The following is a 25,483-nucleotide window of genomic DNA, read 5'->3' on the forward strand; positions in this document are numbered from 1 at the left end:
GGTTCAGCCGTCCGCCGCGGCGGTGCCGCCGATGTTGGTCACCACCCGCGCATAGCGCTGCCGGCTCCAGTACGCCGTGGCCCAGTCGAACAGCACCACGATGCGGTTGCGAAAGCCGATCAGGAAGTACACGTGGGCGAACAGCCAGAACAGCCAGGCCGGGTAGCCGCTGAACTTGACGCGGCCGAAATGAGTCCACAGGTCGACCACCGCCGAATTGCGGCCGATGGTGGCCAGGCTGCCGTAGTCGCGGTAGCGGAAGGGCCGGGTCGGCTCGCCGCGCAGGCGCCGCAGGATGTTGGCCGCGGCAGCGCGGCCCATCTGCTTGGCCGCGGGTGACACGCCGGGCACCGGCCGTGCCGGGCGCCTGGGGTGATGGCTCATGGCGGCAGCCAGGTCGCCCACCACGCTGATGTCGGGATGGCCGCGCAGGCTCAGGTCGGGCTCCACGGGCATGCGCCCGGCGCGGTCGGTGGCGATGCCGGTGGCCTCGGCCAGCTGCCGGCCCAGCGGCGACGCCGCCACGCCGGCGGCCCAGACGATGCAGCGGCTGCTGATCCGGTAGGCGGCGTCCGGCCCGGCGCCCGGCTGGACCTGCAGGCCGGTGTCGTCGATGCCGACCACGCGCGAGCCGGTGCGCACTTCCACGCCCAGGCGCTGCAGCTGCTCCTGCGCGCGCTGGCTCAGGTCCTCGGGCATGGTCTGCAGCACGCGCGAGCCGCCCTCGATCAGCAGCACCCTGGCCGACGCCGGGTCGATGCGACGGAACTCGCCGCGCAGCGTGTGGCGTGCGATCTCGGCCATCGTGCCGGCCATCTCCACGCCGGTCGGGCCGCCGCCGATGACCACGAAGGTCAGCCACTCGGCGCGGCGCCGCGGGTCGCTTTCCTTTTCCGCGGCCTCGTAGGCCAGCAGGATGCGGCGGCGGATCTCGAAGGCGTCGTCCAGGGTCTTGAGGCCGGGCGCGAAGCGTGCCCAGTCGTCTCGGCCGAAATAGCTGTGGGTGGCGCCCGCCGCCACGACCAGGTGGTCGTAGGGCAGGGCCTCGCCGCTGCCCAGGCGCACGATGCGCAGTGCCGGGTCGATGGCGGTGACCTCGCCCAGCAAGGTGGTGACGTTGGCCTGGTCGCGCAGCACATGGCGCACCGGCGCGGCGATCGCCGGCGCGGACAGGCCGGCGGTGGCCACCTGGTAGAGCAGGGGCTGGAACAGGTGGTGGTTGGTGCGGTCCACCACCGTCACGTCCACCGGCGCGCGGCGCAGCGCCTTGGCGGCCTCCAGCCCGCCGAAGCCGCAGCCGATGATCAGGACACGGGGGCGGGCGGGGGTGGTGGTGTCCATGGGGTGATTATGCAAACCCGCTTCCGGGCGTGCCGCGCCTGTGACAAGCTTGCACACCATGATGCCCACGCTGCGCCTTTCCGTGCTCGACCAGTCCGTGGCCCGCGCCGGCCGCCCCCAGGACGAGTCGATCCGCCACACCCTGGCGCTGGCCGAGCGCTGCGAGGCGCTGGGCTACCACCGGTTCTGGCTGAGCGAGCACCACAGCCTGCCCACCATCGTGGGCAGCGCGCCAGAGGTGCTGATGGCCGCCGTGGCGGCGCGCACCTCGCGCATCCGCATCGGCAGCGCCGGGGTGATGCTGCCGCACTACTCGCCTTTCAAGGTGGCCGAGCAGTTCCGGGTGCTGGACGCGCTGGCGCCGGGCCGCATCGACCTGGGCGTGGGCCGCGCGCCGGGCAGCGACCAGCGCACCGCCCGCCTGCTCAACCCCCACCTGCGCTCGGCCGAGGACTTTCCCCAGCAGGTGCTGGAGCTGCACGCCTGGGTGAGCGGCCAGGGCTTGCCCGAGGGCCATGCCGGACACGGCATCCAGGCCCTGCCCATGGGCGCGACGGCGCCGCAGCTGTGGATGCTGGGCAGCTCGGGCTACGGCGCCCAGCTGGCGGCCTACCATGGCATGCCCTACGCCTTCGCCCACTTCATCAGCGAGGGCGAGGGCTGCTCTCAGGCGCTGGACTTGTACCGCGCCACCTTCCGCCCGGGGCTGCTGCCCGAGCCCTGCGCCACGGTCTGCGTGTGGGCGCTGGCGGCGGATACCGAGGAGGAGGCCTGGCGCCTGTTCGCCAGCCGCGAGCGGGCCCGCATCGACCGCAACGCCGGCCGCTTCGGCCCGCTGCTGCCGCCCGAGGAGGCGCTGCGGCCGTACGGCGGCTCCGAGCGCTTCCACAGCGAGGAGCTGCGCCGCAAGGCGCTGGTGGGCAGCGCCGCCCAGGTGCGCGACAAGCTCACGGCGCTGGCCGCCGAGCTGGACGTGGGCGAGCTGGTCATCATCACCTGGACCTGGGACCCGGCGGCCCAGCGCCGCTCCTACGAACTGCTGGCGCGCGAGTTCGGCCTGGGCTGAGCCGCCGCCGGCGGGCCGCGCGCCTGGAGAACTTGCCGCTCCTTTTACCGGGCAGCCGCCGGCACCGCGCCGGTGCTGCCATTTGCCTTAAGGCACCCCGATTGCCCCCCGCCTGGTTCGATCCCCTTTTCTCCACACAAGGAACGACATGGCCATCAATCTCTTGCAAGACCGGGGCACGGCGCTGGACCAGCAGCGCTTCACCTGGAAGGAGCTGGTGCAAAAGCCCATCAGCAAGCTCGACGACGATGCGTTCACCCGCATCCGCGTGATCCTCATGAACGGCGTGGAGCTGGATGCGCTGCGCCTCAAGCAGGTGCTGCTGCGCATGAACCGCGAGGCACGCGTGCCCATCGCCCAGCTGATGCGGGTGGAGCAGCACCAGGCCACCGCCATCAACTGGATGCTGTCGGCCGACCATTCGCCGCTGGAGACCACCATCGCCTACGAGCAGGTGGCCATCGAGGTGACGGCGTCGGTGGCCCAGCTGGAGCCCGATCCCTACATGGCCCAGGGCTACCGCTTCGGCCTGCTGGAGGACTTCGACCACCTGTACCGCTACTCGGCCCTGATGGACCGGCTGGAGGGCAAGGACGCCAACAACATCGTCCAGGGCTATACCGACATCGTGCCCGGCCGGCCCACCCTGGTCCACCACCGCGCGCCGGAGAACGAGCTCATGGAGCCCTATCCGCGCGACGCCCAGCTCGCGACCAAGCTGCATGCGATCACCCTGGTGGGCGGCGAGTACCAGACCCACGACTACTACATGAACATCGGCCCGGTGTTCGCCGACCCGGTGGCGCGGCTGCTGTACGCCGAGATCGCCTCGGTGGAAAGCCAGCACATCACGCACTACGGCTCCATGCTCAACCCCGACGAGTCGCCGCTGGAGAAGCTGATGCTGCACGAGGCCGCCGAGGTCTGGAACTACGCCGCCTGCGCCGAGCAGGAGACCAACCCGCGCCTGAAGACGCTGTGGGAGCGCTTCCTGGACTACGAGCTCGGCCACTTCCAGGTGGCGATGCAGCTGTTCAAGGACACCGAGCGGCGCGACCCGGCCGAGGTGCTGGGCGACGGCAAGCTGCCGGCCTTCATCCAGTACAAGAGCCAGCGCGACTTCGTGCGCAAGACCCTGGCCGAGGTGCCCCTGCGCAAGGACGGCACGCAGTTCGTGGACGAGGACGCGGAAGCAGTCTCCTCGCTGGCTTACCGCAACCACATGAATTCGCAGGGCTCGCCGTCCAACAGCGTCTCGGGCGGCTACCAGTGGACGCCCGGCACCGAGCTCAACCGCAACATGCTGCCCACCACCCAGCCCGCCACCGCCTGAAGAAGGAGCACACCATGGACAACACGATTTCCACCGGCATGAACCGCACCGGGCTGGACATGGCGCCCCTGAGCAAGGGCACCATGGTCAGCTTCGCGCAGCAGGAGGGCCAGCGCGCACCGGCCGACACCGAGGCGATGGCCGAGCTGCGCAAGACCTACGCCCTGGAGGCCGACCGCGTCGGCTCGGTGCCGGTGCCGGCCAAGCTCAAGGGCATGGCCAGCACCATGATGGACACCCTCAAGGGCAACAAGCCGTCGGTGCTGCTGGACAAGCTGGGCGAGCGCGCGGCCTACGAGCGCACCGGGGTGCGGCTGTACGAGGCGCTGATCCTGAAGGTGAGCGCGGCCAGCAGCGGCCCCATGGTCGACACCGCCGCGCTGATGCGCATCCGCGACGACGAGGAGTCTCACTTCCACATGGTGGCCAAGTGCATTGCCGAGCTGGGCGCGGACCCGACGGCCATGACGCCCTGCGCCGACATCTCGGGCGTGGCGGCCCTGGGCCACCTGCAGGTGATGACCGATCCGCGCACCACCGTGGCCCAGGCGCTTAACTCCATCCTCATGATCGAGCTGGGCGACAACGCCGGCTGGGACCTGCTGATCGAGCTGGCCAACGACATGGGCCACACCGAGATGGCGCAGCAGTTCACCGTGGCGCTGGAGACCGAGCGCCAGCACCTGCAGACGGTGCAGGGCTGGCTGCGCCAGGCGGTGCTGGAAGAGGCGACCTGAGCGTGGGGGAGCACCCGACCGACTGGAAGCACGACGGCGTGCGGGTGATCCCCGGCGACCGGCTGGACGGCAACGTGCCGTCCACGCCGGGCATGGACCGCAAGGCGGCGATCAACTTCGCCCGCGTCGGCGCCCAGAAGCTCTGGGCGGGCACGGTCACCATCCATCCGGACGCCAAGACCGGCGCGCACCACCACGGCCACCTGGAAAGCGTGATCTACGTGGTGCGCGGCCGGGCCCGCATGCGCTGGGGCGGGCGGCTGGAATTCACCGCCGAGGCCGGTCCGGGCGACTTCATCTACGTGCCGCCCTATGTGCCGCACCAGGAGATCAACGCCAGCGCCACCGAGGTGCTGGAGTGCGTGCTGTGCCGCAGCGACGGCCAGGCCGTGGCGATCAACCTGGACATCGAGCCGGTGGAAAAGCCCGAGCACGTGCGCTGGATCGATCCCACACATCCGGCCTGAGGCGTAGGGAAAGTCCTAGCTCCACGCCAGAGGGTTCGGCGGGCGAGACAAGGCGGTCTCCTACAAGCTCGGCTGTAACGTCTTGCTACAAATGAGGGCACTTCCACTTAACCATTTGTAAGGGAGTTCCTGTCATGCGCTGGTCCGAAAGCTTCATTTTTCATGCCGTCGTGATGGCCGTCGCCGTGGCCGCCTGGGGCGCCGTGCTGGCGCGCACGATGGGCTGACCCCGTTTTGCCCGGCCGCCTTTCTTCTCCGGACGTCGCCGTCCACCGCAACGATCTTCTCCGGCGCTACCAGGCCGTGCGTGCGCACAGCCTGGCGCTGGCCCAGCCGCTGTCGGCCGAGGACCAGTGCATCCAGTCCATGCCGGACGCCAGTCCCACCAAGTGGCACTTGGCGCACACCAGCTGGTTCTTCGAGGCGGTGGTCCTGGCGGCGCATGTGCCCGGCTGGCGGCCGTACGACCGGCGCTTCTTCCACCTGTTCAACTCGTACTACGAATCGCTGGGCCCGCGCCATCCGAGGCCGCAGCGTGGACTGCTGACCCGGCCGTCCCTGGACGAGGTGCTGGCGTACCGCAGCCACGTGGACGAGGCGATGCAGGCGCTGCTGGCCGGTGACGGCCCGGCCGACGCCGCGGCCTCGCTGGTGGAACTGGGACTGCAGCACGAGCAGCAGCACCAGGAGCTGATCCTCACCGACATCCTGCACGCGTTCTCGTGCAACCCCTTGCTGCCGGCCTACCGCCGGCCCGAGCCGCCGGTGCTGCGCCTGGCCGGCAGCGGGCCGGCGCCGCAGTGGCTGGCCCTGCCTGGCGGGGTGGTCGAGGTCGGCCATGCCGGTCCGGGTTTCGCCTTCGACAGCGAGACGCCGCGCCACGCCGTGCTGCTGCGGCCCTTCCAGATCGCCAGCCGGCTGGTGACCTGCGGCGAGTACGCGGAATTCATTGCCGACGGCGGCTACCGCCGCGCCAGCCTGTGGCTGTCGGACGGCTGGGCCGCCGTGCAGGCGCAGGGCTGGCGGGCGCCGGCCTACTGGCTGGCGCCCGGCGATCCGCGCGCGCCGGCCGAGGACTGGCAGGTGTTCGGCCTGCACGGCGTGCAGCCGCTGGACGCGTCGGCGCCGGTATCGCAGCTGAGCTTGTACGAGGCGGCCGCGTACGCCGAGTGGGCCGGCGCGCGGCTGCCCACGGAATTCGAATGGGAGGCGGCCAGCGTGCAGCCGGGGCTGGACCAGGCCACCGGCCATGTCTGGCAGTGGACGCGCTCGTCCTATGATCCCTATCCCGGTTTCCGGCCGCTGTCCGGCGCCGTGGGCGAGTACAACGGCAAGTTCATGGTCGGCCAGGTCGTGCTGCGCGGCGGCAGCCTCGCGACGCCGCCGGGCCATACCAGGCCCAGCTACCGCAACTTCTTCCCGCCGGCCGCGCGCTGGCAGTTCTCCGGCCTGCGACTGGCCAAGGATGCCGAATGCTGAATGCGAATGCCCTGAAGCGCGCCACCGACACCCATGGCCCGGCGCCGTCGGCCGTACAGGGCAGCGAGTTCGGCCGCGACCTGGTCCAAGCCCTGGTCCAGCGGCCGCGCGCCATCTCGCCCAAGTACTTCTACGATGCCGAGGGCTCGCGCCTGTTCGACCGGATCTGCGAACTGCCCGAGTACTACCCGACCCGCACCGAAGTAGCCATCCTGCGCGAGCGGGCCGGCGAGATCGCGGCCCTGGCCGGGCCGCGGGCCGAGATCGTGGAGTTCGGCGCCGGCTCGTGCACCAAGGTGCGGCTGCTGCTGGACGCGCTCGAGCGTCCGGCCCGCTACCTTCCCATCGACATCTCGGCCGAGCACTTGGCCGCGGCCGCCGCCGTGCTGCGGCGCGACTACGCCGGGCTGGAGGTGCACCCCGTGGCCGCCGACTACACGCAGCGCCTGCTGCTGCCGGCCGCCACGCCGGGCGCCGGCCGGCGGGTCGGCTTCTTCCCGGGTTCCACCCTGGGCAACTTCTCGCCCGAGGAGGCGCTGCAGTTCCTGCGCATGGCGGCGCGCGTGCTGCGCGGCGGCGCGCTGCTGCTGGGCGCCGACCTGGTGAAGGACCCGGCGCTGCTGCATGCGGCGTACAACGACGCACAGGGCGTGACGGCCGCCTTCAACCTGAACCTGCTGGCCCGCGCCAACCGCGAGCTGGGCGCGGACTTCGCACTGGACCAGTTTGCGCACGCCGCCTTCTACAACGCGCCGCTGCAGCGCATCGAGATGCACCTGGTCAGCCGCCGGGCGCAGCGCATCGCGCTGGGCGGCGAGTGCCACGAGATGGCCGAGGGCGAGACGCTGCACACCGAGAACTCGCACAAGTTCACGGTCGAGGGGCTGCGCGCGCTGGCGGTGAAGGCGGGCTTCCGGCCGGGCGCGGCGTGGGCCGATGCGCGGCGCCTGTTCAGCGTGCACTGGCTGCACGCGCCCGACGCTTCCAACGACGAGAAGGAACGGCGATGAAAGCAAGCTGGAACGGCGTGGTGATCGCGCAGAGCGACGACACCGTGGTGGTGGAAGGCAACCACTACTTCCCCGAGTCGGCGCTCAGGCGCGAGTACGTCACCTTCAGCAACCACAGGACCACCTGCCCCTGGAAGGGCCAGGCCAGCTACTACTCGCTGCTGGTGGACGGCGAGCTGAACCCGGACGCGGCCTGGTACTACGCGGATCCCAAGCCCGAGGCCGAGATGGTGCGCGGCCGGGTGGCGTTCTGGAAGGGCGTCAAGGTCGAACCCTGACGCCGGCTCGGGCAGGGGCGCTGCGCTAAGCTCGGCGCATGACCCTCGCGCTCGCGCCCGTCCTCACCCCGCCCGCCGAACTCGACGCGCAGCTGCGCGAGCATGGCTTCGCCGTGCTCGATGCCGCGGGCGTGCGCGGCTGGACCGGCTGCACGCCGCGCGAGCTGCAGGACTGGCTGCCCAGCTGGGACCGCCTGGCGCCGGACGGCTACCTCAAGGACGGCGGGCGCTACCGGCGGCGCCGGCATTCGTGCTTCGTGGTCAGCAGCGAGGGTGGGGGCGCGGCGGTGCAGCCGGTGCCGCACCGCGCGCACTGGCAGCCGGTGGAGTACAACGCCCTGCACGGCGGCATGGAGCGCTGGTTCGAGCCCATGGAACCCGCCGTCGCGGCCTCGCCCGCCTGGGGCCGGCTGCTGGCGGCGCTGGGCCGCACCGCCTCGGCGCTCAAGGGCGCGCAGCCCTGGTATGCCGAGGCGCACCAGTTCCGCATCGACACCACGGACGGCATCGGCCGGCCCACGCCCGAGGGCGCGCACCGCGACGGCGTCGACCTGGTGGCCGTGTTCCTGGTGGCGCGCCAGGGCATCAAGGGCGGCGAGACCCGGGTGTTCCAGGCCGACGGGCCGGCCGGCATGCGTTTCACCCTCACCGAGCCCTGGAGCGTGCTGCTGCTGGATGACGAGCGCGTGATCCACGAATCCACGCCCATCCAGCCGGTGGGCGAGGCCGGCCACCGCGACACGCTGGTGGTGACGCTGCGCGCCGGCGGTTTCCAAGGGCCGGCGGCGGCCTAGTAGGGCTTCAGCCCCGCACGTCGGCCACCGGCTCCTTGCCGAAGTCCGGCCGCGCCAGGAAAGCCAGCACGCGGGCGGCGGCGTCGTCGGGCGTGCTCAGCGCACCCTGCTGCTTCATGCCCTGGAAGGCGCCGATGTCGGGGAAGCGGCTGGCGTCCGCGCTGCGCAGCTGCACCTGCATGTCGGTGTCGATCACCCCGGGCGCCAGCGAGCAGACGCGGGCGCCGTTGGCCTGCTGAGCCTGCTCCAGCGCAACGCAGCGGCTGAAATGGTCCATGCCGGCCTTGGCCGCGCAATAGACAGCCTGCGAGGCCATGGCGCGGCGCCCCAGGCCGGAGGAGATGTTGAGCAGCCTGCGCGGGCAGCGCCAGCCCGTGGTGGCGCGCAGGAAGGCGCCGGACAGCAGCATCGGCGCCTCCAGGTCCACCCGCATCGCGTCGGCGACCTGGCCGTAGGCGATCTGCTCCAGCGGCGCGATCTCGGGGATCACGCCGGCGTTATTGATCAGGGTGACCGAGGCAGGCTCGTCCCGTGCGCCGCGTTCCTTGAGCCAGGTCTCCAGCCGGGCCGCGACGGCGTCGGGCCGGCCCAGGTCGGCCGGCCACTGCTCGCAACGCAGGCCGGCGGCCGCGGCCTGCGCGGTCAGCTCGCCGTTGGGCTTGCGCGAGATGCACAGCAGCTCGTGGCCCGATCGCAGCAGCTGGCGGGCCATCGCCAGGCCCATGCCGCGCGAGGCGCCGGTGAGGAGGGTGAGGGGGGGAGCGGTCATGCCGCCATCGTAGCGGCGGCGCTGCGGCTCAGGCGGCGACCACGAGGGGGAAGCGGGCGCGCAGCCCGTCCGGCCCGGCGGCGAACGGCACCGTGAGGGCCTCGCGCGAGGCGGTATCCAGCCGGCGCCACAGGCCGTCGCGCGGGTTGCCGGGGTCGCCCTGCACGTAGAGCTGGGTGGTCAGCAGCTCGCGCGGGCCCAGCCGGACCTTGACATGGATGTGCGGCGTGCGGCCGCTGTAGGCCACCGGGCGGATGGTGCGGAAGCGCCAGGCGCCGTCGTTGCCCACCTGCACGCGGCCGAAGCCCTGGAAGGCCGGATCGGCCCGCCCGCCGTCGCCCGGATGGTGGTAGTGGCCGGCCTCGTCGCACTGCCAGATCTCCACCTGCGCGCCGGCCACCGGGCGCCCGGCCAGGTCCGTGACCTGACCTTCCACCCAGGCCGGCTGGCCGCGGCCATAGGTCCGGGTACCGTTGCGCAGCAGGTCGAAGTCGCTGTCGGCGGGCAGCTCCACCGGGTAGAACGGCCCCTCGGTCTGCGACGGCGTGGCCTGCCGCGTGGGTGACTGGGCACGGGCGCCCAGCAGCACGGCGGGCGCGGCCACCAGGGCGGCGGCGACGGTGCGGCGGGGCAGGAGTGGGGGACGGGGCGGGGCCATGCGGTTTCGAGCCTGGGCGGCGACGCGGAGTTCCGGCTCAGAAGGGCGGCGGCGAGGCAAAGGCCAGGGGCGCCCCGCTCACCGGGTGCGGCAGCGCCAGGGCGCTGGCGTGCAGCAGCAGCCTCGGCGCCCGGGCCGCCACCTCGGGCGGCGCGTACAGCGCGTCGCCCAGTATGGGGTGGCCCAGCGCCATCAGGTGCACCCGCAGCTGGTGCGTGCGGCCGGTCACCGGCGCCAGCTCCAGGCGGGTGCTGCCGGCCGCCGCGTCGTGGCCCAGCACGCGCCAGAGCGTGAGGCTGGGCTTGCCGGCGTGCGGGTCCACCTGCTGCCGCGGGCGGTTGGGCCAGTCGGCGGCCAGCGGCAGGGCTATGCGGCTCCAGCCCTCGGCGTCGGCAGGCATCGGAAGCAGGAGGCCGGCCACCACTGCCACGTAACGCTTGCCGACCTCGCGCCGGGCGAAGGCGTCGCCGAACGCGCGCTGCAGGGCCGCGCCGCGCGCCATCAGCCACAAGCCCGAGGTCGCCATGTCCAGCCGGTGCACCACCCGCGCGTCGGGGAAACGCTGCTGTACCCGGGCGGCCAGGCACTCCTGCTTGCCGGGACCGCGGCCGGGCACGCAGAGCAGCCCGGCCGGCTTGTCCACCACGATGCAGTCGGCATCTGCATGGATGAGCACGGGGGCCGCGCCGGGCCCGGACGGTACACTCGCCGCCGTCACAAAACTGTCATCCAAACGCTCCGGAAGGGAGACTGCATGCTGTTCGGCAAGCTGCTGCCGCGCGAAGGCAACTTTTTCGAGATGTTCAACCAGCACGCCGCCCGCATCGTCGAGGCGGCGCACGCGTTTTCCCGGCTGGTGGCCAACTATAGCGACGCCGGCCTGCGCGAGCGCTACACGCGCGAGGTCGACGCCGCCGAGCGCGCCGCCGACCGCGTCACGCACGAGGTCAACCGGCTGATCCACAAGACCTTCATCACGCCCATCGACCGGGACCAGATCCACACGCTGATCAACACCATGGACGACGTGGCCGACCTGATCCAGGACTCGGCCGAGACCATGTCGCTGTACGACCTGCGCCAGGTCAACGAGGAGATCACGCGCCTGACCGACCTGAGCGTCAAGTGCTGCGAGCGGCTGCAGGACGCCGTGGGCCTGATCGCCCGGCTGGCCGACGCGTCCACGGCCGAGGCGGCGCTCAAGACCTGCGAGGAGATCGACCGGCTCGAGTCGGACGCCGACCGCGTCATGCGCAGCGCCATGAGCAAGCTGTTCCGCGAGGAGCCGGACGTGCGCGAGGTGCTCAAGCTCAAGGCCATCTACGAGCTGCTGGAGACCGTCACCGACAAGTGCGAGGACGTGGCCAACGTGATCGAGGGCATCGTCCTCGAGAACTCGTAAGGACGGTTCGATGGAGACCGCACAGGCCGCCCTGTGGGTGGTGATCCTGCTGGTGGCGCTGGCCCTGGCCTTCGACTTCATGAACGGCTTCCACGACGCGGCGAATTCCATCGCCACCGTGGTGTCCACCGGCGTGCTGCGCCCGGGGCAGGCCGTGCTGTTCGCCGCCTTCTTCAACTTCGTCGCCATCTTCGTCTTCCACCTGAGCGTGGCGGCCACGGTGGGCAAGGGCATCGTCCAGCCGGGGGTGGTGGACACCCACGTGGTGTTCGGCGCCCTGGTGGGCGCCATCAGCTGGAACGTGCTGACCTGGTACTACGGCATCCCCAGCAGTTCCTCGCATGCGCTGATCGGCGGCATCGTGGGCGCGGTGATCGCCAAGGCCGGCACCGGCTCGCTGGTGGGCGCGGGCATCCTCAAGACCGTGCTGTTCATCTTCGTCTCGCCCACGCTGGGCTTCTTGCTGGGCTCGCTGATGATGGTGATCGTGGCCTGGGGCTTCCGCCGCTCGGCCCCCTCGCGGGTGGACCGCTGGTTCCGGCGGCTGCAACTGGTCTCGGCGGGCGCCTACAGCCTGGGCCACGGCGGCAACGACGCGCAGAAGACCATCGGCATCATCTGGATGCTGCTGATCGCCACCGGCTACACCGCCTCGGGCGCGGCGGCGCCGCCGAGCTGGGTGGTGGTCAGCTGCTACATCGCCATCGCGGCCGGCACCATGTTCGGCGGCTGGCGCATCGTCAAGACCATGGGCCAGAAGATCACCAAGCTCAAGCCGGTGGGCGGCTTCTGCGCCGAGACCGGCGGCGCGCTGACGCTGTTCCTGGCCACGGGACTGGGGATCCCGGTGTCGACCACCCACACCATCACCGGCGCCATCGTAGGGGTGGGCTCCACCCAGCGCGCCAGCGCCGTGCGCTGGGGCGTGGCCGGCAACATCGTCTGGGCCTGGGTCTTCACCATCCCGGCCAGCGCCTTCGTGGCGGCGGTGGCCTACTGGATCAGCCTGCAGATCTTCTAGGCACTCGCAAAACGCTGCGCGTTTCGCGAGTGGTTTTGATCAGATGGGACGAGCCGAGCGAAGCCCGGCCCATCCCATGAGGTGTTCGCACTGCACGCTGTCCGTGCGAACGGTTCGACCTGCGGTCGTGGTGGGCAGTCAGGCGAGCTGCGCCGGCAGCGTGGGCGGGCGGGGATGTAGCCGCGCCATGGACAAGCTGTCCACGTAGCGGCCGTTCTTCAGGGCATAGGCGCGGTGGCGGCCCTCCTCGACAAAGCCAAGGCTGCGGTAGAGCGCTATGGCGCGCGTGTTGTCCTCATGGACGTGCAGTTCGATGCGCAGCACGCCGGCCCAGTGGTCGGCCCAATCGAGCAGGCGCGTCATCAGCTGGCGGCCGATCCCCCGGCCTTGCCATTCGGTGGCCATGCCGATGCCCAGCAGCCGCACATGGCCGCGGCGCAGGCTGGCGTGCACCGTGTGCAGGCCGGCCATGCCCACGATCTCGCCGGCGGCCACGGCCACCAGCTTGCAGTCGCGCGGCTCGACGCGCTGCAGCATGTCGATGCGCGAGGCAATGGCCGCATCAGGCACCTGCAGCGTGCCTTCCACGGTGCCGATGCGCCCGAGCAGGGCGGAAACAGCCGCCGCATCCGCGGGCTCGGCGGGGCGGATCAGGATGTTCGGAGTCTGCACCGTCTGCTCCTCACTGCGAGATGCGCCGGCCTTCCTCGACCTGCAGCTCGAAGTAGCGCTGGAAGCTGAAGGCGATGCTGGCCATCAGCACCGCCGTGCCCACCATCAGGGACACCACGATCGCGCCTATGGTCAGCCAGCTGGTGGCGCCCGGCGCCGCCTCGGCGTCCGCCCCCGGGTTGAAGCGGGCGTTCCACTTCTGCCTGTCCATCAGGCCATACACGATGGCCGTGAGGGCGCAGCCGGCGATGGTGAAGCCCAGCAGCGGGACCAGCAGCCAGCTCAGCTTGTCGTCCTGGCCGAACTGCTGCACCCGCTGGATACCGTAGATGCCCAGCGCCGTGGGGATGGGCAGCGCCCAGCCCAGCAGGTCGCCCAGGCCGCGCAGGTAGAAGCGGTGCAGGCCCAGCGGCCCGCCCAGGAAGGCCAGCCAGGCCGCCAAGGTCTTGTTCTTCGTCATGCGCCGCTCCCTTCGGGCGTGCTGCGATCGGCATCGCCCAGGGGTTTTTCCATCAGCACGATGTCCAGCCAGCGGCCGAATTTCCAGCCGCAGCTGCGGATCACGCCCACCCGCTCGAAGCCCAGTGCGCGGTGCAGGCCGATGGAGCCGGCATTGGCCGAGTCGCCGATCACGGCGATCAGCTTGCGCACGCCGGCGGCCTCGGCCGCGGCGGCCAGCGCCGCCAGCAGTTGCCGGCCCAGCCCGCGGCCGCAGGCGTCCGGGTGCAGGTAGATCGAGTCCTCGGCCGAGTAGCGGTAGGCCGGCCGCGGCTTGAACCACTGGCAGTAGGCAAAACCCAGCACCCGGCCGTCCTCCTCGGCCACCAGGTAGGGCAGGCCCTTGGCCAGCACGTCGGCGCGGCGGGCGGCCATGTCGGCCTCGGTCGGCGGGGTGGTCTCGAAGGTGCCGGTGCCGTGCGACACGTGGTGGCCGTAGATGGCGGCGATGGCGGCGAGGTCACCGTCGCGGCTGGGGCGGATGAGGGTCATGGGATCACGCGCAGGAAGGTTATAATCGCGGGCTTTTCAGCGTGTCGCTGGCCGGGTGGCTATGTCGCGTGTCTCAAACGCTGGAAGAAATGACGGGGTGGCCGGTGGCGGCTGCTCCCCACCACCCGAAGGATAAATCATGGTCGTGATCCGACTCTCCCGCGGCGGCGCCAAGGCCCGTCCGTTCTTCAACATCGTCGTGGCCGACAAGCGGATCCGCCGCGACGGCCGCTTCATCGAGCGCATCGGTTTCTACAACCCGATCGCCAAGGACAACGAGGAAAGCATCCGCATCGCCCAGGATCGCCTGACCTACTGGCGCGGCGTCGGCGCCCAGGCCTCGCCCACGGTGGAGCGCCTGATCAAGCAGGCCGCCGACAAGGCCCCGGCCGCCGCCGCGGCCTAAGGCCGTGTCGATCCCCGGGCTCGAGCCGGCGGAGCTGCCGGCCGATGCGGTCGAAGTCGGCCGCATCCACGACGCCTGGGGCGTCAAGGGCTGGTTCAAGGTCCTGCCCCACAGCGCTTCCCCGGAAGCGCTTTTTTCTTCCAAGCGCTGGTTCCTGCAGCCGTCCGAGCGCGGCGCCAAGGCGTTCGCCGGCACGGTGCTGCTGCGCATCCGCGAGGCCAAGGAGCATTCGGACAGCATCGTCGCCAGCGCCCACGAGGTGGACGGCCGCGACGCCGCCGAGGCCCTGCGCGGCGCGCGCATCTTCATCCCCCGCTCCAGCTTCCCCACCGCGGCCGAGGATGAGTACTACTGGGTCGACCTGATCGGCCTGGCCGTGGTCAACCGCCAGGGAGAGGCGCTGGGCGAGGTGCGCGAGCTGCTCTCCACCGGCCCGCAGACCGTGCTGGTGGTGGGCTACGAGGCCGAGGGCAAGCCGGCCGAGCGCATGATCCCCTTCGTTTCCGCCTACGTGGACACGGTGGACGTGCCGGGCCGGCGCATCACGGTGGACTGGCAGGCGGATTACTGAGCGCTGTCGCTCCGCGCGGCTGCAGACGCTATCCCCGCGCGGCGCGGCAGGCGGTGCCCGGGCGGGGCTCATACTGTGGCGGTCCGTGCTGGCGCACGGACGGACTTCGCGGGCCGTTCTCTTCAGCCTGGGGCCGCGGCATAACTCGCTGCGCGCCCGAAGGCCGCTGCGCTCAAACAGATGCCGCGAGTCAGATCACGAAGCGCGCCGCACCTGCGGCGCGCAGCCCCAGGCCGAAGAGCCGTCCCGCCGCCCCAGAAATCGCCCCGCCCGGGCACCGCCTGCCGCCCCGCGAGAGGTGACGCTCGCCAATCCATGCAGAATCGACCTGCCATGCGCTTCGACGTCATCACCCTGTTCCCCGAGCTGTTCGCGCCCTTCCTCGAGGCGGGCGTGACGCGCCGGGCGTTCGAGTCCCGGCAGGTCGACGTGCGGCTGTGGAACCCGCGCGATTTCGCCGAAGGCAACTACCGGCGCGTGGACGACCGGCCGTTCGGCGGCGGGCCCGGCATGGTGATGCTGGCCGGGCCGCTGGCGCGCTGCCTGGCCGCGATCCGCGAGGCCCGCGTCGCCGACGCGGCGCCGGTGGTGCTGTTCTCCCCCACGGGGCGACGCCTGGACCATGCCGGCGTGGCGCAGTGGTCGGCCGGCGCCGGCGCCATCCTGGTGTGCGGCCGCTACGAAGGCATCGACCAGCGCTTCATCGACGCCCACGTCGACATGCAGCTCAGCCTGGGCGACTTCGTGCTGTCGGGCGGCGAGATCCCGGCCATGGCCCTGCTCGACGCCGTGGCCCGGCTGCAGCCCGGCGTACTGAACGATGCCGGCAGCCACGAGGCCGACAGCTTCAACCCCGCGCTGGACGGCCTGCTGGACTGCCCGCACTACACCCGGCCCGAGGAATGGGGTGGCCGCCGCGTGCCGGCCGAGCTGCTCTCGGGCCACCATGCCGAGATCGAGCGCTGGCGCCGCGAGCGGCGGCTGGAGACCACGGCCCGGGCCCGGCCCGAGCTGATCGAGGCGGCGCGGGCGGCGGGCCGGCTGGACCGGGCCGACGAGGCCTTCCTGTCCCGCCTGGCCGCCCGGCTATAATCGCGGGCTTTTCCAGATCCTCTGTCCGGCAGCATTCCAAGGACCGACGCGGCCGCGTCGGTCCGGCGCCGTCAAACCGGCGCTTCCTCTCCAACACGGCGCGGGCACGATCTCCGAGGACACCATGAACCTGATCCAGACCCTCGAACAAGAGGAAATCGCCCGCACGGGCAAGAAGATCCCCGACTTCGCCCCCGGCGACACGGTGATCGTGAGCGTCAACGTCGTCGAAGGCAACCGCAAGCGCGTGCAGGCCTACGAAGGCGTGGTGATCGCCAAGCGCAACCGCGGCCTGAACAGCGGCTTCACCGTGCGCAAGATCGCCAGCGGCGAAGGCGTGGAGCGCACCTTCCAGACCTACAGCCCGCTGATCGCCGGCATCGAGGTCAAGCGCCGCGGCGACGTGCGCCGCGCCAAGCTGTACTTCCTGCGCGAGCGCAGCGGCAAGTCGGCGCGCATCAAGGAAAAGCTGCCGAGCAAGGCGGCAGCGGCCGCCGAGTAAGCGGCCCGCCCGCCACGAAGCCGCCGCCGGCCCTGCTCGCGGCGGCTTTGCTTTTCCAGCGCCCCCATTGCCCATGCCGATCGATCCCGCACCTTCCGCCGCCACCCCCTTCGTGCCGCTGTCCAAGCTGCCGAACTTCGACCCGCGCGCGGTGCCGGTGGCCGGCGTCGATTCGCACCTGCCCGCCGTGCCGGCGGCCGTGCTCACGCCGCCGGCCCTGCGCCGGCGCTTCACGGCGCCCCCGGCGTGGCGGCCGGAGGTGGAGGTCGAGCGCCGCTTCGCCGACCGCCAGCCGGCCGAGGCCTCGGTGCTGGTGCCCATCGTGCTGCGCGAGCAGCCCACGGTGCTGCTGACCGAGCGCACCACCCATCTGTCCACCCACTCGGGCCAGGTGGCCTTTCCCGGCGGCAAGCGCGACGACACCGACCGCGATGCGGCGCACACGGCGCTGCGCGAGGCGCAGGAGGAGATCGGCCTGGCGCAGGAGCAGGTCGAGGTGATCGGCCAGCTGCCCACCTACACCACCGGCACCATGTTCATCGTCACGCCGGTGGTGGCCCTGGTCGATCCCGGCCACCGCCTGACGCTCAACGCCGACGAGGTGGCCGACGCCTTCGAGGTGCCGCTGGCCTTCCTGATGGACCCCGCCAATCACCGCCGCCACGTGTTCGAGGCCAACGGGCTGCGGCGCGAATGGTTCTCCATGCCGTACCCGGACGGCGGCACCGAGCGCTTCATCTGGGGCGCCACCGCCGCCATGCTGCGCAACTTCTATCGCCTGCTGGCGGCCTGAGGGCCTGCGCGCGCCGGCGCGGCACTATCATGGCTGCATGAGTTTTTTCGCCATCCTGCTCGCCCTGCTGATCGAGCAGGTCCGGCCCTTGGCGCGCCACAACCCCATCCATGCCGGCCTGCGCGCCTGGGCGCGCTGGACCAGCCGCAACTTCGACGCGGGCAAGCCGCACCACGGCTGGATCGCCTGGTCCCTGGCGGTGCTCGGCCCGGCGCTGGCCGCGGCCGCCGTGCACGGCCTGCTGGATTACTTCCTGGGCTGGCCGGTGGCCATGCTGTGGAGCGTGGTGGTGCTGTACGTGACGCTGGGCTTCCGGCAGTTCAGCCACCACTTCACCAGCATCCGCGACGCGCTGGAGGCCGGCGACGAGGCGCGCGCGCGCGAGCTGCTGGCCCAATGGCAGCAGGTCGAGGCGGCGGCGCTGCCGCGCAGCGAGATCGTGCGCCACGTCATCGAGTACTCGGTGCTGGCGGCGCACCGCCACGTGTTCGGCGTGCTGGCCTGGTTCTCGGTGCTGGCGGCGCTGGGCCTGGGGCCAGCCGGCGCGGTGCTCTACCGCATGGCCGAATTCGTCACCCGCTACTGGCGCTGGCGCAGCCGCACCCACAACCAGCCCGCCAGCGAGGCGCTGGACTGGGCCGCCATCCGGGCCTGGGGAGCGGTGGACTGGCTGCCGGCACGGGTCACGGCCCTGTCGTTCGCCGTGGTCGGCAGCTTCGAGGAGGCCATCGACAGCTGGCGCCACCATGCCCAGCGCTTTCCCAGCGACAACGACGGCGTGATCCTGGCCGCCACCTCGGGCGCGGTGAACGTGCGCCTGGGCGGCGAATCGCTGCGCTCGGCGGCGGTGGCGCCGGGCAGTGCGCAGGCTTTCAGCACCGCGGCCGCCGGCGGCGTCACCGAGCTGGAGGCCACCGAGAGCACGCCCGGCCGGGAGGCCGAGATCGGGCACCTGCGCAGCATCGTCGGCCTGGTCTGGCGCACGGTGGTGCTGTGGATGGTGCTGCTGGCGCTGCTGACGCTGGCCCGCCTGCTGGGATAGGCCTGTCCTCGGCCCGCGTCAGTAGCGCGCCGGCTGCGACAGTTCCTCGAACAGGTCGCGGTAGATCCGGTGGCGGTGGGCAGTGATGGGATGGGAACCGGCATCCGAGTCGACGGCTGCCAGCACGGCGCAGCCTGGTTCGTGCAAGTGGGTGCAGTTGTAGAAGCGGCACTGGCCCAGGTGCGGCCGCAGGTCGGGCATCAGCTGCGCCAGCCTCGCCGGCTCGATGTGGTGCAGGCCGAATTCCTGGAAGCCGGGCGAGTCGATCAGCGCCGTGCTGCGCTGCGGGTCCATCCAGTACCAGGTGGTGCTGGTGGTGGTGTGCTTGCCGGAGTTGAGCGCCTGAGAGATCTCGCCGGTCTGTGCCGCCGCGCCGGGCACCAGCAGGTTGATCAGCGTGCTCTTGCCGGCGCCGGAGGGCCCCAGCACCAGCGTGGTCTTGCCCTGCAGCCGCTGCAGCAGCTGCTCGCGGTCGGCCGCGCCCGACTGCCGCAGCGCCAGGCGCAGCATGGGGTAGCCCATGTCCCGGTAGGGCTGCAGGCGGCGCCAGGCGCGTTCGAAGGCCTCGCCCAGGTCGCTCTTGTTCAACGCGATCAGCGGGGCGATGCGCTCGGCCTCTGCGGCGATCAGGGCGCGCGCCAGCTGGCTTTCGGAGAACTCCGGCTCGGCGGCAATCAGCACCAGCACCTGGTCGAGGTTGGCGGCGAACGACTTGGTGCGGATCTCGTCCTGCCGGTAGAACAGGTTGCGGCGCGGCTCGATCTGCTCGATGGTGCCTTCGTCGTGGCTCAGCTTCCAGCGCACCCGGTCGCCGACCACCGCCTGGTTCTTCTTGCCGCGGGGATGGCAGATCAGGCGTTCGCCGCCGGCGGCTTCCACCAGCACGTGGCGCCCGTGGCCGGCCACCACCAGGCCCGGCCGCAGGCCGGCAGCGTCAGCAGCCAAACGGGCCCGCCTTCATGCCAGCAGCGCGTCGACCAGGGCCGCGCATTCGAAGTCGGTGTCCGAGATCCCCTGGACATCGTGCGTGTTGAAGCGCACCACGCAGCGGCTGTAATGCACCGACAGGTCGGGGTGGTGGTCCTGCGCGTTGGCCACGAAGGCCACGGCATTCACGAACGAGATGGTTTCGTAGTAGTTGGCGAAGGTGAAGGTCTTTTCGATCGCCACGTCGGCGCCGTCGCCGGCGAGCTTCCAGCCGGGCGCGGTGGTCAGCCGCGTCACCACCTCGGTGGGCGTGAGGGCGCGCCGGGGCAGCAGGGACCAGTCCTTTTTCCTGAGCATCGTCATGGGGCAGCCTCCAGTCCGAGTCGGGCCAGCCGTTCGGAGGCCGGCGGGTGCGAGTAGTAGAACTTGACGAAGACCGGGTCGGGCGTCAGCGTGGACGCGTTGTCCTCGTACAGCTTGAGCAGGGCGCGGCCCAGGTCGGTGCCGCTGGTCTGGGCCACGGCGAAGGCGTCGGCCTCGAACTCGTGCTTGCGCGACAGCCGGGCGAACAGCGGCGAGAGGAAGAACGAGAACACCGGCACCGCCAGCAGGAACAGCAGCAAAGCCAGCGCGTCGTTCGGCCCGGCCAGGTTGGGCCGCACGCCCAGGCCCGTGTAGAACCAAAGCTGGGTGGACAGCCACCCCAGCAGGGCGAAGCCGGCCAGGCTGATCGCGAACAGGCCGACGATGCGCTTGACGATGTGCTTGTGCTTGAAATGGCCCAGCTCGTGCGCCAGCACCGCGTCCACCTCGCCGGGCGAGAGCTTGGCCAGCAGCGTGTCGTAGAACACCACGCGCTTGGCGGCGCCGAAGCCGGTGAAGTAGGCGTTGGCATGGGCACTGCGGCGGCTGCCGTCCATCACGAACAGCCCCTTGGCCGAGAAGCCGCAGCGCTGCATCAGGGCGGTGACGCGGGCCTTGAGGGTCTCGTCCTGCAGCGGCTGGAACTTGTTGAACAGGGGCGCGATGAAGCTGGGGTAGACCACCAGCAGCAGCAGGTTGAAACCCATCCACACGCCCCAGGCCCACAGCCACCACCAGGCACCCGCGGCGCCCATCAGCCACAGGATCAGCCAAGCCACGGGCAGGCCGATGGCCGCGCCCAGCAGCGTGGACTTGGCCAGGTCGGCCAGCCACAGGTGCGGCGTCATCTTGTTGAAGCCGAAGCGCTCCTCGACCACGAAGGTCTGGTACAGCGAGAACGGCAGGTCCAGCAGGCCGCCGATCACGGCGAACGAGGCCAGCAGCGCCAGCTGCTGCGCCATGCCGGTGCCCAGCGCCTCGACCAGCACGCGGTTGAGCGCATCCAGCCCGCCCAGCAGCGTCCATCCCAGCAGCACCGCGGTGCCGAAAGCCAGCTCCAGCAGGCCGACGCGGGCCTTGGCGATGGTGTAGTCGGCCGCCTTCTGGTGCGAGGCCAGCGACACGGTGCCGGCGAACGCGGCGGGGACCGCCTCCCGGTGCCGCACCACGTGCCGCACCTGGCGCGTGGCCAGCCAGAACTTCAGGCCCAGGCCGGCCAGCAGGGCGGCGGCGAAGGCCAGGGTGAGCAGGAACGGGGGGGCGGGCATGCGGAGCAGTTTAGGCCATAGGCGACAATCGCGAGATGGCCGACACCGCTGTCCCCACACCCCCGCCGACCTTGGCCAAGAGCGACCAGAACCTGGTCTGGCTCGATTGCGAGATGACCGGGCTGGATCCCGAGGTCGACCGCATCATCGAGATCGCCGTCATCGTCACCGGTCCGCAGCTCGAGCCGCGCATCGAGGGCCCGGTGTTCGCCATCCACCAGAGCGACCAGCAGCTGGACAAGATGGATGCCTGGAACAAGGGCACGCACGGCCGCAGCGGGCTGATCGACAAGGTGAAGGCGTCCACCGTCGCCGAGGCGCAGGCCGAGGCTGAGGTGCTGGCCTTCCTGGAGCGCTACGTGCCCCGGAACGCCACGCCGATGTGCGGCAACAGCATCAGCCAGGACCGGCGCTTCCTGGTGCGCTACATGCCCAGGCTGGAGGCCTTCTTCCACTACCGAAACCTCGACGTCAGCACGCTCAAGGAGCTGGCCAAGCGCTGGCATCCCGAGGTGTACACCGGCTTCAGGAAGCAGCAGAAGCACACCGCGCTGGCGGACGTGCACGAATCCATCGACGAGCTGGCGCACTACCGGCAGCATTTCCTGCGCCTGCCCGGGTGAGCAGGAAAAACCGGCCTGTGCGACAATAGCGGGCTTCGCAGCGCCGGGCAGCCAGCCGGCGCCGCAATCCTTGCATCTGCCTTCATGCACAGGCCCGACGAATGGGCCAGCGGACCCGCCTCGAGGGTCCGTGCGTCGTTTGATGGTTGATGTCCCTTAACCATTGACGACGGCCGTCCCGCCTTGGGACGGGTTCGCGTGCGAGACCTCATGACCGACACTTTCGAAGTGCAGGGCGACTTTACGCCTGCGCAATCCTTTGACGCCGACACCGCGGGCACCGATGCGCCCGTGGCACCCAACGGCTTCCTGAAACTGGGCCTCGCGCCCGAACTGATCCGCGCCGTGGAGGACCTGGGCTTCACCCAGCCCACCGCCGTGCAGGACCAGGCCATCCCGCTGGCGATGGACAGCGCCGAGGAGGGTGCCTCCTCGCGGTTCATCGACCTCATGGTCTCCAGCCAGACCGGCAGCGGCAAGACCGCGGCCTTCCTGCTGCCGGTGCTGCACACGCTGCTGAAGCTGCAGGCGCAGGCCGAAGAGCAGGAGCGCGCCGAGCAGCAGCGCCTGGCCGACGAGGCCGCGGCGCGCGGCGAGGCGCCGCCCAAGCGCAAGCGCCGCAACCCCACCGACCCGCGCAACTTCAAGGCCGCCGCGCCCGGCGCGCTGATCCTGTGCCCCACGCGCGAGCTGGCGCAGCAGGTCGCGCACGACGCGATCGATCTGGTCAAGCACTGCAAGGGCCTGCGCATCGCCAACGTGGTGGGCGGCATGCCCTACCAGATGCAGATCGCGCGCCTGCAGAACGCCAACCTGGTGGTGGCCACGCCCGGACGCCTGCTGGACCTGCAGCGTTCGCAGCAGATCAAGCTGGACCAGGTCAAGTTCCTGGTGGTGGACGAGGCCGACCGCATGCTGGACCTGGGCTTCGCCGACGACCTGGCCGAGATCAACCAGCTGACCATCGAGCGCCACCAGACCATGATGTTCAGCGCGACCTTCGCGCCGCGCATCCAGCAGCTGGCCGCGCGCGTGATGCGCCAGCCGCAGAAGGTGCAGATCGACTCGCCGCAGGAGAAGCACGCCAACATCCAGCAGGTGCTGTTCTGGGCCGACAACGCCCAGCACAAGCGCAAGATGCTGGACCACTGGCTGCGCGACACGACGATCAACCAGGCCATCGTGTTCGCCAGCACGCAGATCGAGTGCGACGGGCTGGCCAACGACCTGCAGCAGGAGGGCTTCGATGCCGTCGCGCTGCACGGCGCGCTGAGCCAGGGCCTGCGCAACCGCCGCCTGATGGCGCTGCGCAACGGGCAGGTGCAGATCCTGGTGGCCACCGACGTCGCCGCGCGCGGCATCGACGTGCCGACCATCACGCACGTGTTCAACTTCGGCCTGCCGATGAAGAGCGAGGACTACACGCACCGCATTGGCCGCACCGGCCGGGCCGGGCGCGACGGCCTGGCCGTGACGTTCGCCGAGTTCCGCGACCGCTTCAAGATCTTCGACATCGAGGCCTACACCAAGCAGCCGTTCAAGGCCGAGGTGGTCCCGGGGCTCGAGCCGCAGCAGCGCGCGCCGCGTGCGCCGCAGCCGGGGTTCGGCGCCAAGCCGGGCCGCGGCGGCCCGCAGCGCGCCGGCGCCGGCAGCTACGCCAAGCGTGGCGGCAGCGGCGACTTCGGCCGCAAGACCGGGTTCGGCGACTTCGGCGAGCAGCGGGATGCCCGCCGCGCGCCTTCGCCCTGGGAGAAGCCGGCACGGGCCGACTTTGCCAAGCCCGGCGGCGGCGGCAAGGTCTTCGTGCCGCGCGACGCCAAGAAGCGGGCCTACAAGCCGGCGCGCTGACGACGAGGGGACCGATGGCCAGCAGCAGGCGCGTCGCTGCCCCTGCATCGCCGCAGGCGCGCGCGCCGCGCCCGGCGCAGGACCGGCACCTCGTGGTGGCGCTGGCGCGCGGGCTGGAGGTGCTGGCCTGCTTCCGCTCGGGCGCGCTGCTGGGCAACCAGGACATCGCGGTCCGCTGCGGCCTGCCCAAATCCACCGTCTCGCGCCTGACGGCCACCCTGACGCGCCTGGGCTACCTGATCCAGATTGGCGAGAGCGGCAAGTTCCGCCTGGGCACGGCCACGCTGTCGCTGGGCAGCGCCATGCTGTCCAGGCTGGACGTGCGGCAGTTGGCGCGGCCCGGCATGGAGGCACTGGCCGCGCAGTGCAAGGTGGAGGTGGCGCTGGGCGCGCGCGACCGGCTGTCCATGATCTACGTGGAAGCCTGCCGCAGCGCCCGGCCGCCGGCCCAGGCGCTGGACATGGGCGCGCGCATCCCGGTGGCCACCACGGCCATGGGCCGCGCCTGGCTGTCGGCCATCGAAGCGCCCGAGCGCGAGGATTTCCTGGAACGCATCCGGCGGCGCGATGCGGCCGCCTGGCCGGCGCTGCGCCGCGGCATCGAGGGTTCGCTGCACGAGCACCGCACCCTGGGCGTGACCTGTTCCTTCGGCGAGTGGCTGTCGGACATCAACGGCATCGCCTGCGCCGTGCGGCCGGGCGAGGGGCTGCCGCCCATGGCGATCAGCTGCGGCGGGCCGGCGGCGCGGCTGTCGCCGCAGTACCTGCTCGGCGAGGTGCGGCCCCGCCTGATCGCCCTGGCGGCCGCCATCGAGGATGCGGCCGCCGGCGCCACGCCGGCGCGGCGCTGGGCCGGCTAGGCCTGCTTACCGGAAGTCGCGCAGCGCCCGCTCTTGCACCTTGCCGCCCTCGACCACCGCCACGCGCGTGTTGGCCAGCGAGCCGCCGCGCTCGTCCACGCCCTCCAGGCCGTGCGGGTTGGCGGCCGGCGGCAGCTGCTTCATCGCCTTGTCCAGGCTGGCGCGGATGGCCGCGGCATCGGTGGTGGTGCCGGCCAGCTTCATCGCCAGGGCCGTGGCGTGCACGGCGGTGTAGTTCAGCGACACCTCGGAGCTGGGGTTGCGGCCCGGGTAGGCCTTGCGGAAGCGCTCGACGAAGGCCTTGGTCGCGGGGGCCGGGTCGTCCACCACCGGCAGCACGCCGATCGAGCCTTCCAGCGGGGCATAGCCGCCCGTCACCTGGGCCATCTCGTCCATCTTGGCCTGGTCGATGATGATGAAGCCGCCCTTGAAGCCCAGCTCCCGCGCCTGCTTGACCACCAGGCCGGTGGGCTCGGAGGCGCCGCCGATGAACAGCACGTCAGGCTTGGCGGCCAGCACCCGGCTGACGCCGCTGTAGAAGTCGGTGGCGCGGTTGTAGGACATCGGGTTCTCGGCCACCACCTTGCCCCCGGCCTTTTCCCAAGCCGGCTTGAAGGCGGCGGTCCAGGCCTTGGCGTAATCGTGGTCGGCATTGGCGATGGCCACGTTCTTGCCGTACTTGCCCATCGCGTGCTTGACGAAGGGCTCGATGTAGGAGGTGAACTCCGGCGGGATGCGCAGCGTCATCTTGTTGCCGCGCGCCGTCACCTGCGGCACGCTGGTGTACGACAGCAGCAGGTACTTCTGCGCCTCGTTGTTGGTCTGCACGGCGAAGCTGCCGCCCGAGTGCGGCACCAGGATGGCCGGCGTCTTGTGCTCCTGCACCAGGCGCTGGGCGTTGATGGCCGTCTCGCTGGGGTTGTACTTGTCGTCCAGCGCGACGATCTCCAGCTTGTACTTCTTGCCGCCCACTTCCAGGCCCTGGGCGTTGATCTCGCCCGCGGCCATCTGCATGCCGTCCAGCACGTTCTTGCCGTACAGCGCCGCGCCGCCCGACAGCGGGCCGGAGTAGCCGATCTTGACCACTTCCTGGGCCAGCGCCGCGCCGCTGGAAGCCAGCGCCACGGCCGACACGGCGGCCAGGCGTTGGAGGGTGGAGGGGAAAGCCATG

Annotated in this window: 30 protein-coding genes; 19 read left to right on the forward strand and 11 right to left on the reverse strand. The window is 71.1% G+C overall.

Annotated features, from left to right (window positions below; translation table 11 throughout):
• Positions 1-3: 3 nt before the first annotated feature.
• On the reverse strand, positions 4-1,341 hold the full coding sequence (locus RTA_RS06105; protein WP_041675109.1) for an NAD(P)/FAD-dependent oxidoreductase: 1,338 nt from the start codon (positions 1,339-1,341) through the stop codon (positions 4-6).
• Between the two features lie 58 nt (positions 1,342-1,399).
• Between RTA_RS06105 and RTA_RS06110 the strand changes: the two genes are divergently transcribed.
• The 8 genes from RTA_RS06110 (at position 1,400) to RTA_RS06145 (ending at position 8,505) form a co-directional block, all read left to right on the forward strand.
• Entirely contained in the window at positions 1,400-2,407 is a 1,008-nt protein-coding gene (locus tag RTA_RS06110; protein ID WP_226986125.1) for an LLM class flavin-dependent oxidoreductase, read from the forward strand.
• 148 nt (positions 2,408-2,555) lie between these two features.
• Positions 2,556-3,740, forward strand: a complete 1,185-nt coding sequence (locus tag RTA_RS06115) for a hypothetical protein (protein ID WP_013900513.1) — start codon at positions 2,556-2,558, stop codon at positions 3,738-3,740.
• 14 nt (positions 3,741-3,754) lie between these two features.
• Positions 3,755-4,477, forward strand: coding sequence for a ferritin-like domain-containing protein (locus RTA_RS06120; protein ID WP_013900514.1), 723 nt, complete (start codon positions 3,755-3,757; stop codon positions 4,475-4,477).
• 2 nt (positions 4,478-4,479) lie between these two features.
• Positions 4,480-4,944, forward strand: a complete 465-nt coding sequence (locus RTA_RS06125; protein ID WP_013900515.1) for a cupin domain-containing protein — start codon at positions 4,480-4,482, stop codon at positions 4,942-4,944.
• 234 nt (positions 4,945-5,178) lie between these two features.
• Positions 5,179-6,423: an ergothioneine biosynthesis protein EgtB gene (gene egtB / locus RTA_RS06130; protein ID WP_013900516.1), complete on the forward strand. Its 1,245-nt coding sequence runs from the start codon at positions 5,179-5,181 to the stop codon at positions 6,421-6,423.
• Positions 6,417-7,433, forward strand: a complete 1,017-nt coding sequence (gene egtD / locus RTA_RS06135; protein ID WP_013900517.1) for an L-histidine N(alpha)-methyltransferase — start codon at positions 6,417-6,419, stop codon at positions 7,431-7,433. Before egtB ends, egtD begins: the two co-directional genes overlap by 7 nt.
• Positions 7,430-7,711 carry a DUF427 domain-containing protein gene (locus RTA_RS06140; RefSeq protein ID WP_013900518.1) on the forward strand — a complete coding sequence of 94 codons (282 nt, stop codon included), beginning with the start codon at positions 7,430-7,432 and terminating at the stop codon, positions 7,709-7,711. Before egtD ends, RTA_RS06140 begins: the two co-directional genes overlap by 4 nt.
• Positions 7,712-7,749: 38 nt before the next feature.
• Positions 7,750-8,505 carry a 2OG-Fe dioxygenase family protein gene (locus tag RTA_RS06145; RefSeq protein WP_013900519.1) on the forward strand — a complete coding sequence of 252 codons (756 nt, stop codon included), beginning with the start codon at positions 7,750-7,752 and terminating at the stop codon, positions 8,503-8,505.
• A gap of 7 nt (positions 8,506-8,512) precedes the next feature.
• On the opposite strand, the gene RTA_RS06150 is transcribed toward RTA_RS06145, so the two are convergent.
• From RTA_RS06150 to RTA_RS06160, 3 genes are read right to left on the reverse strand one after another with little or no spacing between them, the layout of a single operon-like run.
• The gene (locus tag RTA_RS06150; RefSeq protein WP_041675112.1) at positions 8,513-9,274 is read right to left on the reverse strand and encodes an SDR family NAD(P)-dependent oxidoreductase; all 762 of its coding nucleotides are present in this window, start codon (positions 9,272-9,274) and stop codon (positions 8,513-8,515) included.
• A gap of 28 nt (positions 9,275-9,302) precedes the next feature.
• On the reverse strand, positions 9,303-9,932 hold the full coding sequence (locus RTA_RS06155) for a dioxygenase family protein (protein ID WP_081466221.1): 630 nt from the start codon (positions 9,930-9,932) through the stop codon (positions 9,303-9,305).
• 37 nt (positions 9,933-9,969) lie between these two features.
• Entirely contained in the window at positions 9,970-10,608 is a 639-nt protein-coding gene (locus tag RTA_RS06160) for a pseudouridine synthase (RefSeq protein ID WP_013900522.1), read from the reverse strand.
• Positions 10,609-10,686: 78 nt separating this feature from the next.
• Here RTA_RS06160 and RTA_RS06165 point away from each other — a divergent pair, with 78 nt between their 5' ends.
• Together RTA_RS06165 and RTA_RS06170 are read left to right on the forward strand one after the other, a co-directional pair.
• Positions 10,687-11,334: a DUF47 domain-containing protein gene (locus tag RTA_RS06165; protein WP_013900523.1), complete on the forward strand. Its 648-nt coding sequence runs from the start codon at positions 10,687-10,689 to the stop codon at positions 11,332-11,334.
• A gap of 10 nt (positions 11,335-11,344) precedes the next feature.
• The gene (locus RTA_RS06170) at positions 11,345-12,355 is read left to right on the forward strand and encodes an inorganic phosphate transporter (RefSeq protein ID WP_013900524.1); all 1,011 of its coding nucleotides are present in this window, start codon (positions 11,345-11,347) and stop codon (positions 12,353-12,355) included.
• A gap of 138 nt (positions 12,356-12,493) precedes the next feature.
• Here the strand turns inward: RTA_RS06170 and RTA_RS06175 are convergent, their stop codons facing one another.
• Genes RTA_RS06175 through RTA_RS06185 form a run of 3 tightly spaced genes read right to left on the reverse strand, consistent with a single transcriptional unit; the run spans position 12,494 to position 14,017 of the window.
• Positions 12,494-13,027, reverse strand: coding sequence for a GNAT family N-acetyltransferase (locus RTA_RS06175; protein WP_013900525.1), 534 nt, complete (start codon positions 13,025-13,027; stop codon positions 12,494-12,496).
• 10 nt (positions 13,028-13,037) lie between these two features.
• A complete protein-coding gene (locus RTA_RS06180; RefSeq protein WP_013900526.1) occupies positions 13,038-13,487 on the reverse strand; it encodes a TM2 domain-containing protein in 450 nt (149 codons plus the stop codon).
• Positions 13,484-14,017 carry a GNAT family N-acetyltransferase gene (locus RTA_RS06185; RefSeq protein WP_013900527.1) on the reverse strand — a complete coding sequence of 178 codons (534 nt, stop codon included), beginning with the start codon at positions 14,015-14,017 and terminating at the stop codon, positions 13,484-13,486. Before RTA_RS06185 ends, RTA_RS06180 begins: the two co-directional genes overlap by 4 nt.
• 139 nt (positions 14,018-14,156) lie before the next feature.
• Here RTA_RS06185 and rpsP point away from each other — a divergent pair, with 139 nt between their 5' ends.
• From rpsP to RTA_RS06215, 6 genes are all read left to right on the forward strand, one after another.
• Positions 14,157-14,423 (forward strand): 30S ribosomal protein S16, encoded by a 267-nt coding sequence (rpsP, locus tag RTA_RS06190; protein WP_013900528.1) that lies wholly within the window; start codon positions 14,157-14,159, stop codon positions 14,421-14,423.
• 4 nt (positions 14,424-14,427) lie between these two features.
• Positions 14,428-14,994: a ribosome maturation factor RimM gene (gene rimM / locus RTA_RS06195; RefSeq protein WP_013900529.1), complete on the forward strand. Its 567-nt coding sequence runs from the start codon at positions 14,428-14,430 to the stop codon at positions 14,992-14,994.
• A gap of 333 nt (positions 14,995-15,327) precedes the next feature.
• Complete coding sequence (gene trmD / locus RTA_RS06200) at positions 15,328-16,086, forward strand: tRNA (guanosine(37)-N1)-methyltransferase TrmD (RefSeq protein WP_013900530.1); 759 nt, start codon at positions 15,328-15,330, stop codon at positions 16,084-16,086.
• A gap of 124 nt (positions 16,087-16,210) precedes the next feature.
• Positions 16,211-16,588 carry a 50S ribosomal protein L19 gene (rplS, locus tag RTA_RS06205; RefSeq protein WP_013900531.1) on the forward strand — a complete coding sequence of 126 codons (378 nt, stop codon included), beginning with the start codon at positions 16,211-16,213 and terminating at the stop codon, positions 16,586-16,588.
• A 73-nt stretch (positions 16,589-16,661) separates the two neighbouring features.
• Positions 16,662-17,381, forward strand: coding sequence for a CoA pyrophosphatase (locus tag RTA_RS06210; RefSeq protein WP_013900532.1), 720 nt, complete (start codon positions 16,662-16,664; stop codon positions 17,379-17,381).
• Between the two features lie 37 nt (positions 17,382-17,418).
• Positions 17,419-18,423 carry a CobD/CbiB family protein gene (locus RTA_RS06215; protein ID WP_013900533.1) on the forward strand — a complete coding sequence of 335 codons (1,005 nt, stop codon included), beginning with the start codon at positions 17,419-17,421 and terminating at the stop codon, positions 18,421-18,423.
• An 18-nt stretch (positions 18,424-18,441) separates the two neighbouring features.
• Here RTA_RS06215 and rsgA read toward each other — a convergent pair whose 3' ends face one another.
• The 3 genes from rsgA to RTA_RS06230 are packed head-to-tail and all read right to left on the reverse strand — an operon-like array spanning position 18,442 to position 20,981.
• A complete protein-coding gene (gene rsgA, locus RTA_RS06220; RefSeq protein ID WP_013900534.1) occupies positions 18,442-19,368 on the reverse strand; it encodes a ribosome small subunit-dependent GTPase A in 927 nt (308 codons plus the stop codon).
• Between the two features lie 12 nt (positions 19,369-19,380).
• Entirely contained in the window at positions 19,381-19,713 is a 333-nt protein-coding gene (locus RTA_RS06225; protein WP_013900535.1) for a 4a-hydroxytetrahydrobiopterin dehydratase, read from the reverse strand.
• The gene (locus RTA_RS06230) at positions 19,710-20,981 is read right to left on the reverse strand and encodes a M48 family metallopeptidase (RefSeq protein WP_013900536.1); all 1,272 of its coding nucleotides are present in this window, start codon (positions 20,979-20,981) and stop codon (positions 19,710-19,712) included. Before RTA_RS06230 ends, RTA_RS06225 begins: the two co-directional genes overlap by 4 nt.
• A 35-nt stretch (positions 20,982-21,016) precedes the next feature.
• Between RTA_RS06230 and orn the strand changes: the two genes are divergently transcribed.
• The 3 genes from orn to RTA_RS06245 all read left to right on the forward strand — a co-directional run bounded on the left by orn (position 21,017) and on the right by RTA_RS06245 (position 24,312).
• Positions 21,017-21,604, forward strand: a complete 588-nt coding sequence (gene orn, locus RTA_RS06235) for an oligoribonuclease (RefSeq protein WP_013900537.1) — start codon at positions 21,017-21,019, stop codon at positions 21,602-21,604.
• Positions 21,605-21,814: 210 nt separating this feature from the next.
• On the forward strand, positions 21,815-23,452 hold the full coding sequence (locus tag RTA_RS06240) for a DEAD/DEAH box helicase (protein ID WP_041675114.1): 1,638 nt from the start codon (positions 21,815-21,817) through the stop codon (positions 23,450-23,452).
• Positions 23,453-23,466: 14 nt separating this feature from the next.
• On the forward strand, positions 23,467-24,312 hold the full coding sequence (locus RTA_RS06245) for an IclR family transcriptional regulator (protein ID WP_013900539.1): 846 nt from the start codon (positions 23,467-23,469) through the stop codon (positions 24,310-24,312).
• 6 nt (positions 24,313-24,318) lie between these two features.
• Here the strand turns inward: RTA_RS06245 and RTA_RS06250 are convergent, their stop codons facing one another.
• Complete coding sequence (locus tag RTA_RS06250) at positions 24,319-25,482, reverse strand: ABC transporter substrate-binding protein (protein WP_013900540.1); 1,164 nt, start codon at positions 25,480-25,482, stop codon at positions 24,319-24,321.
• Between the last annotated feature and the right edge of the window lies 1 nt (position 25,483).

Source organism: Ramlibacter tataouinensis TTB310, from assembly GCF_000215705.1.
Lineage (GTDB): Bacteria > Pseudomonadota > Gammaproteobacteria > Burkholderiales > Burkholderiaceae_C > Ramlibacter > Ramlibacter tataouinensis.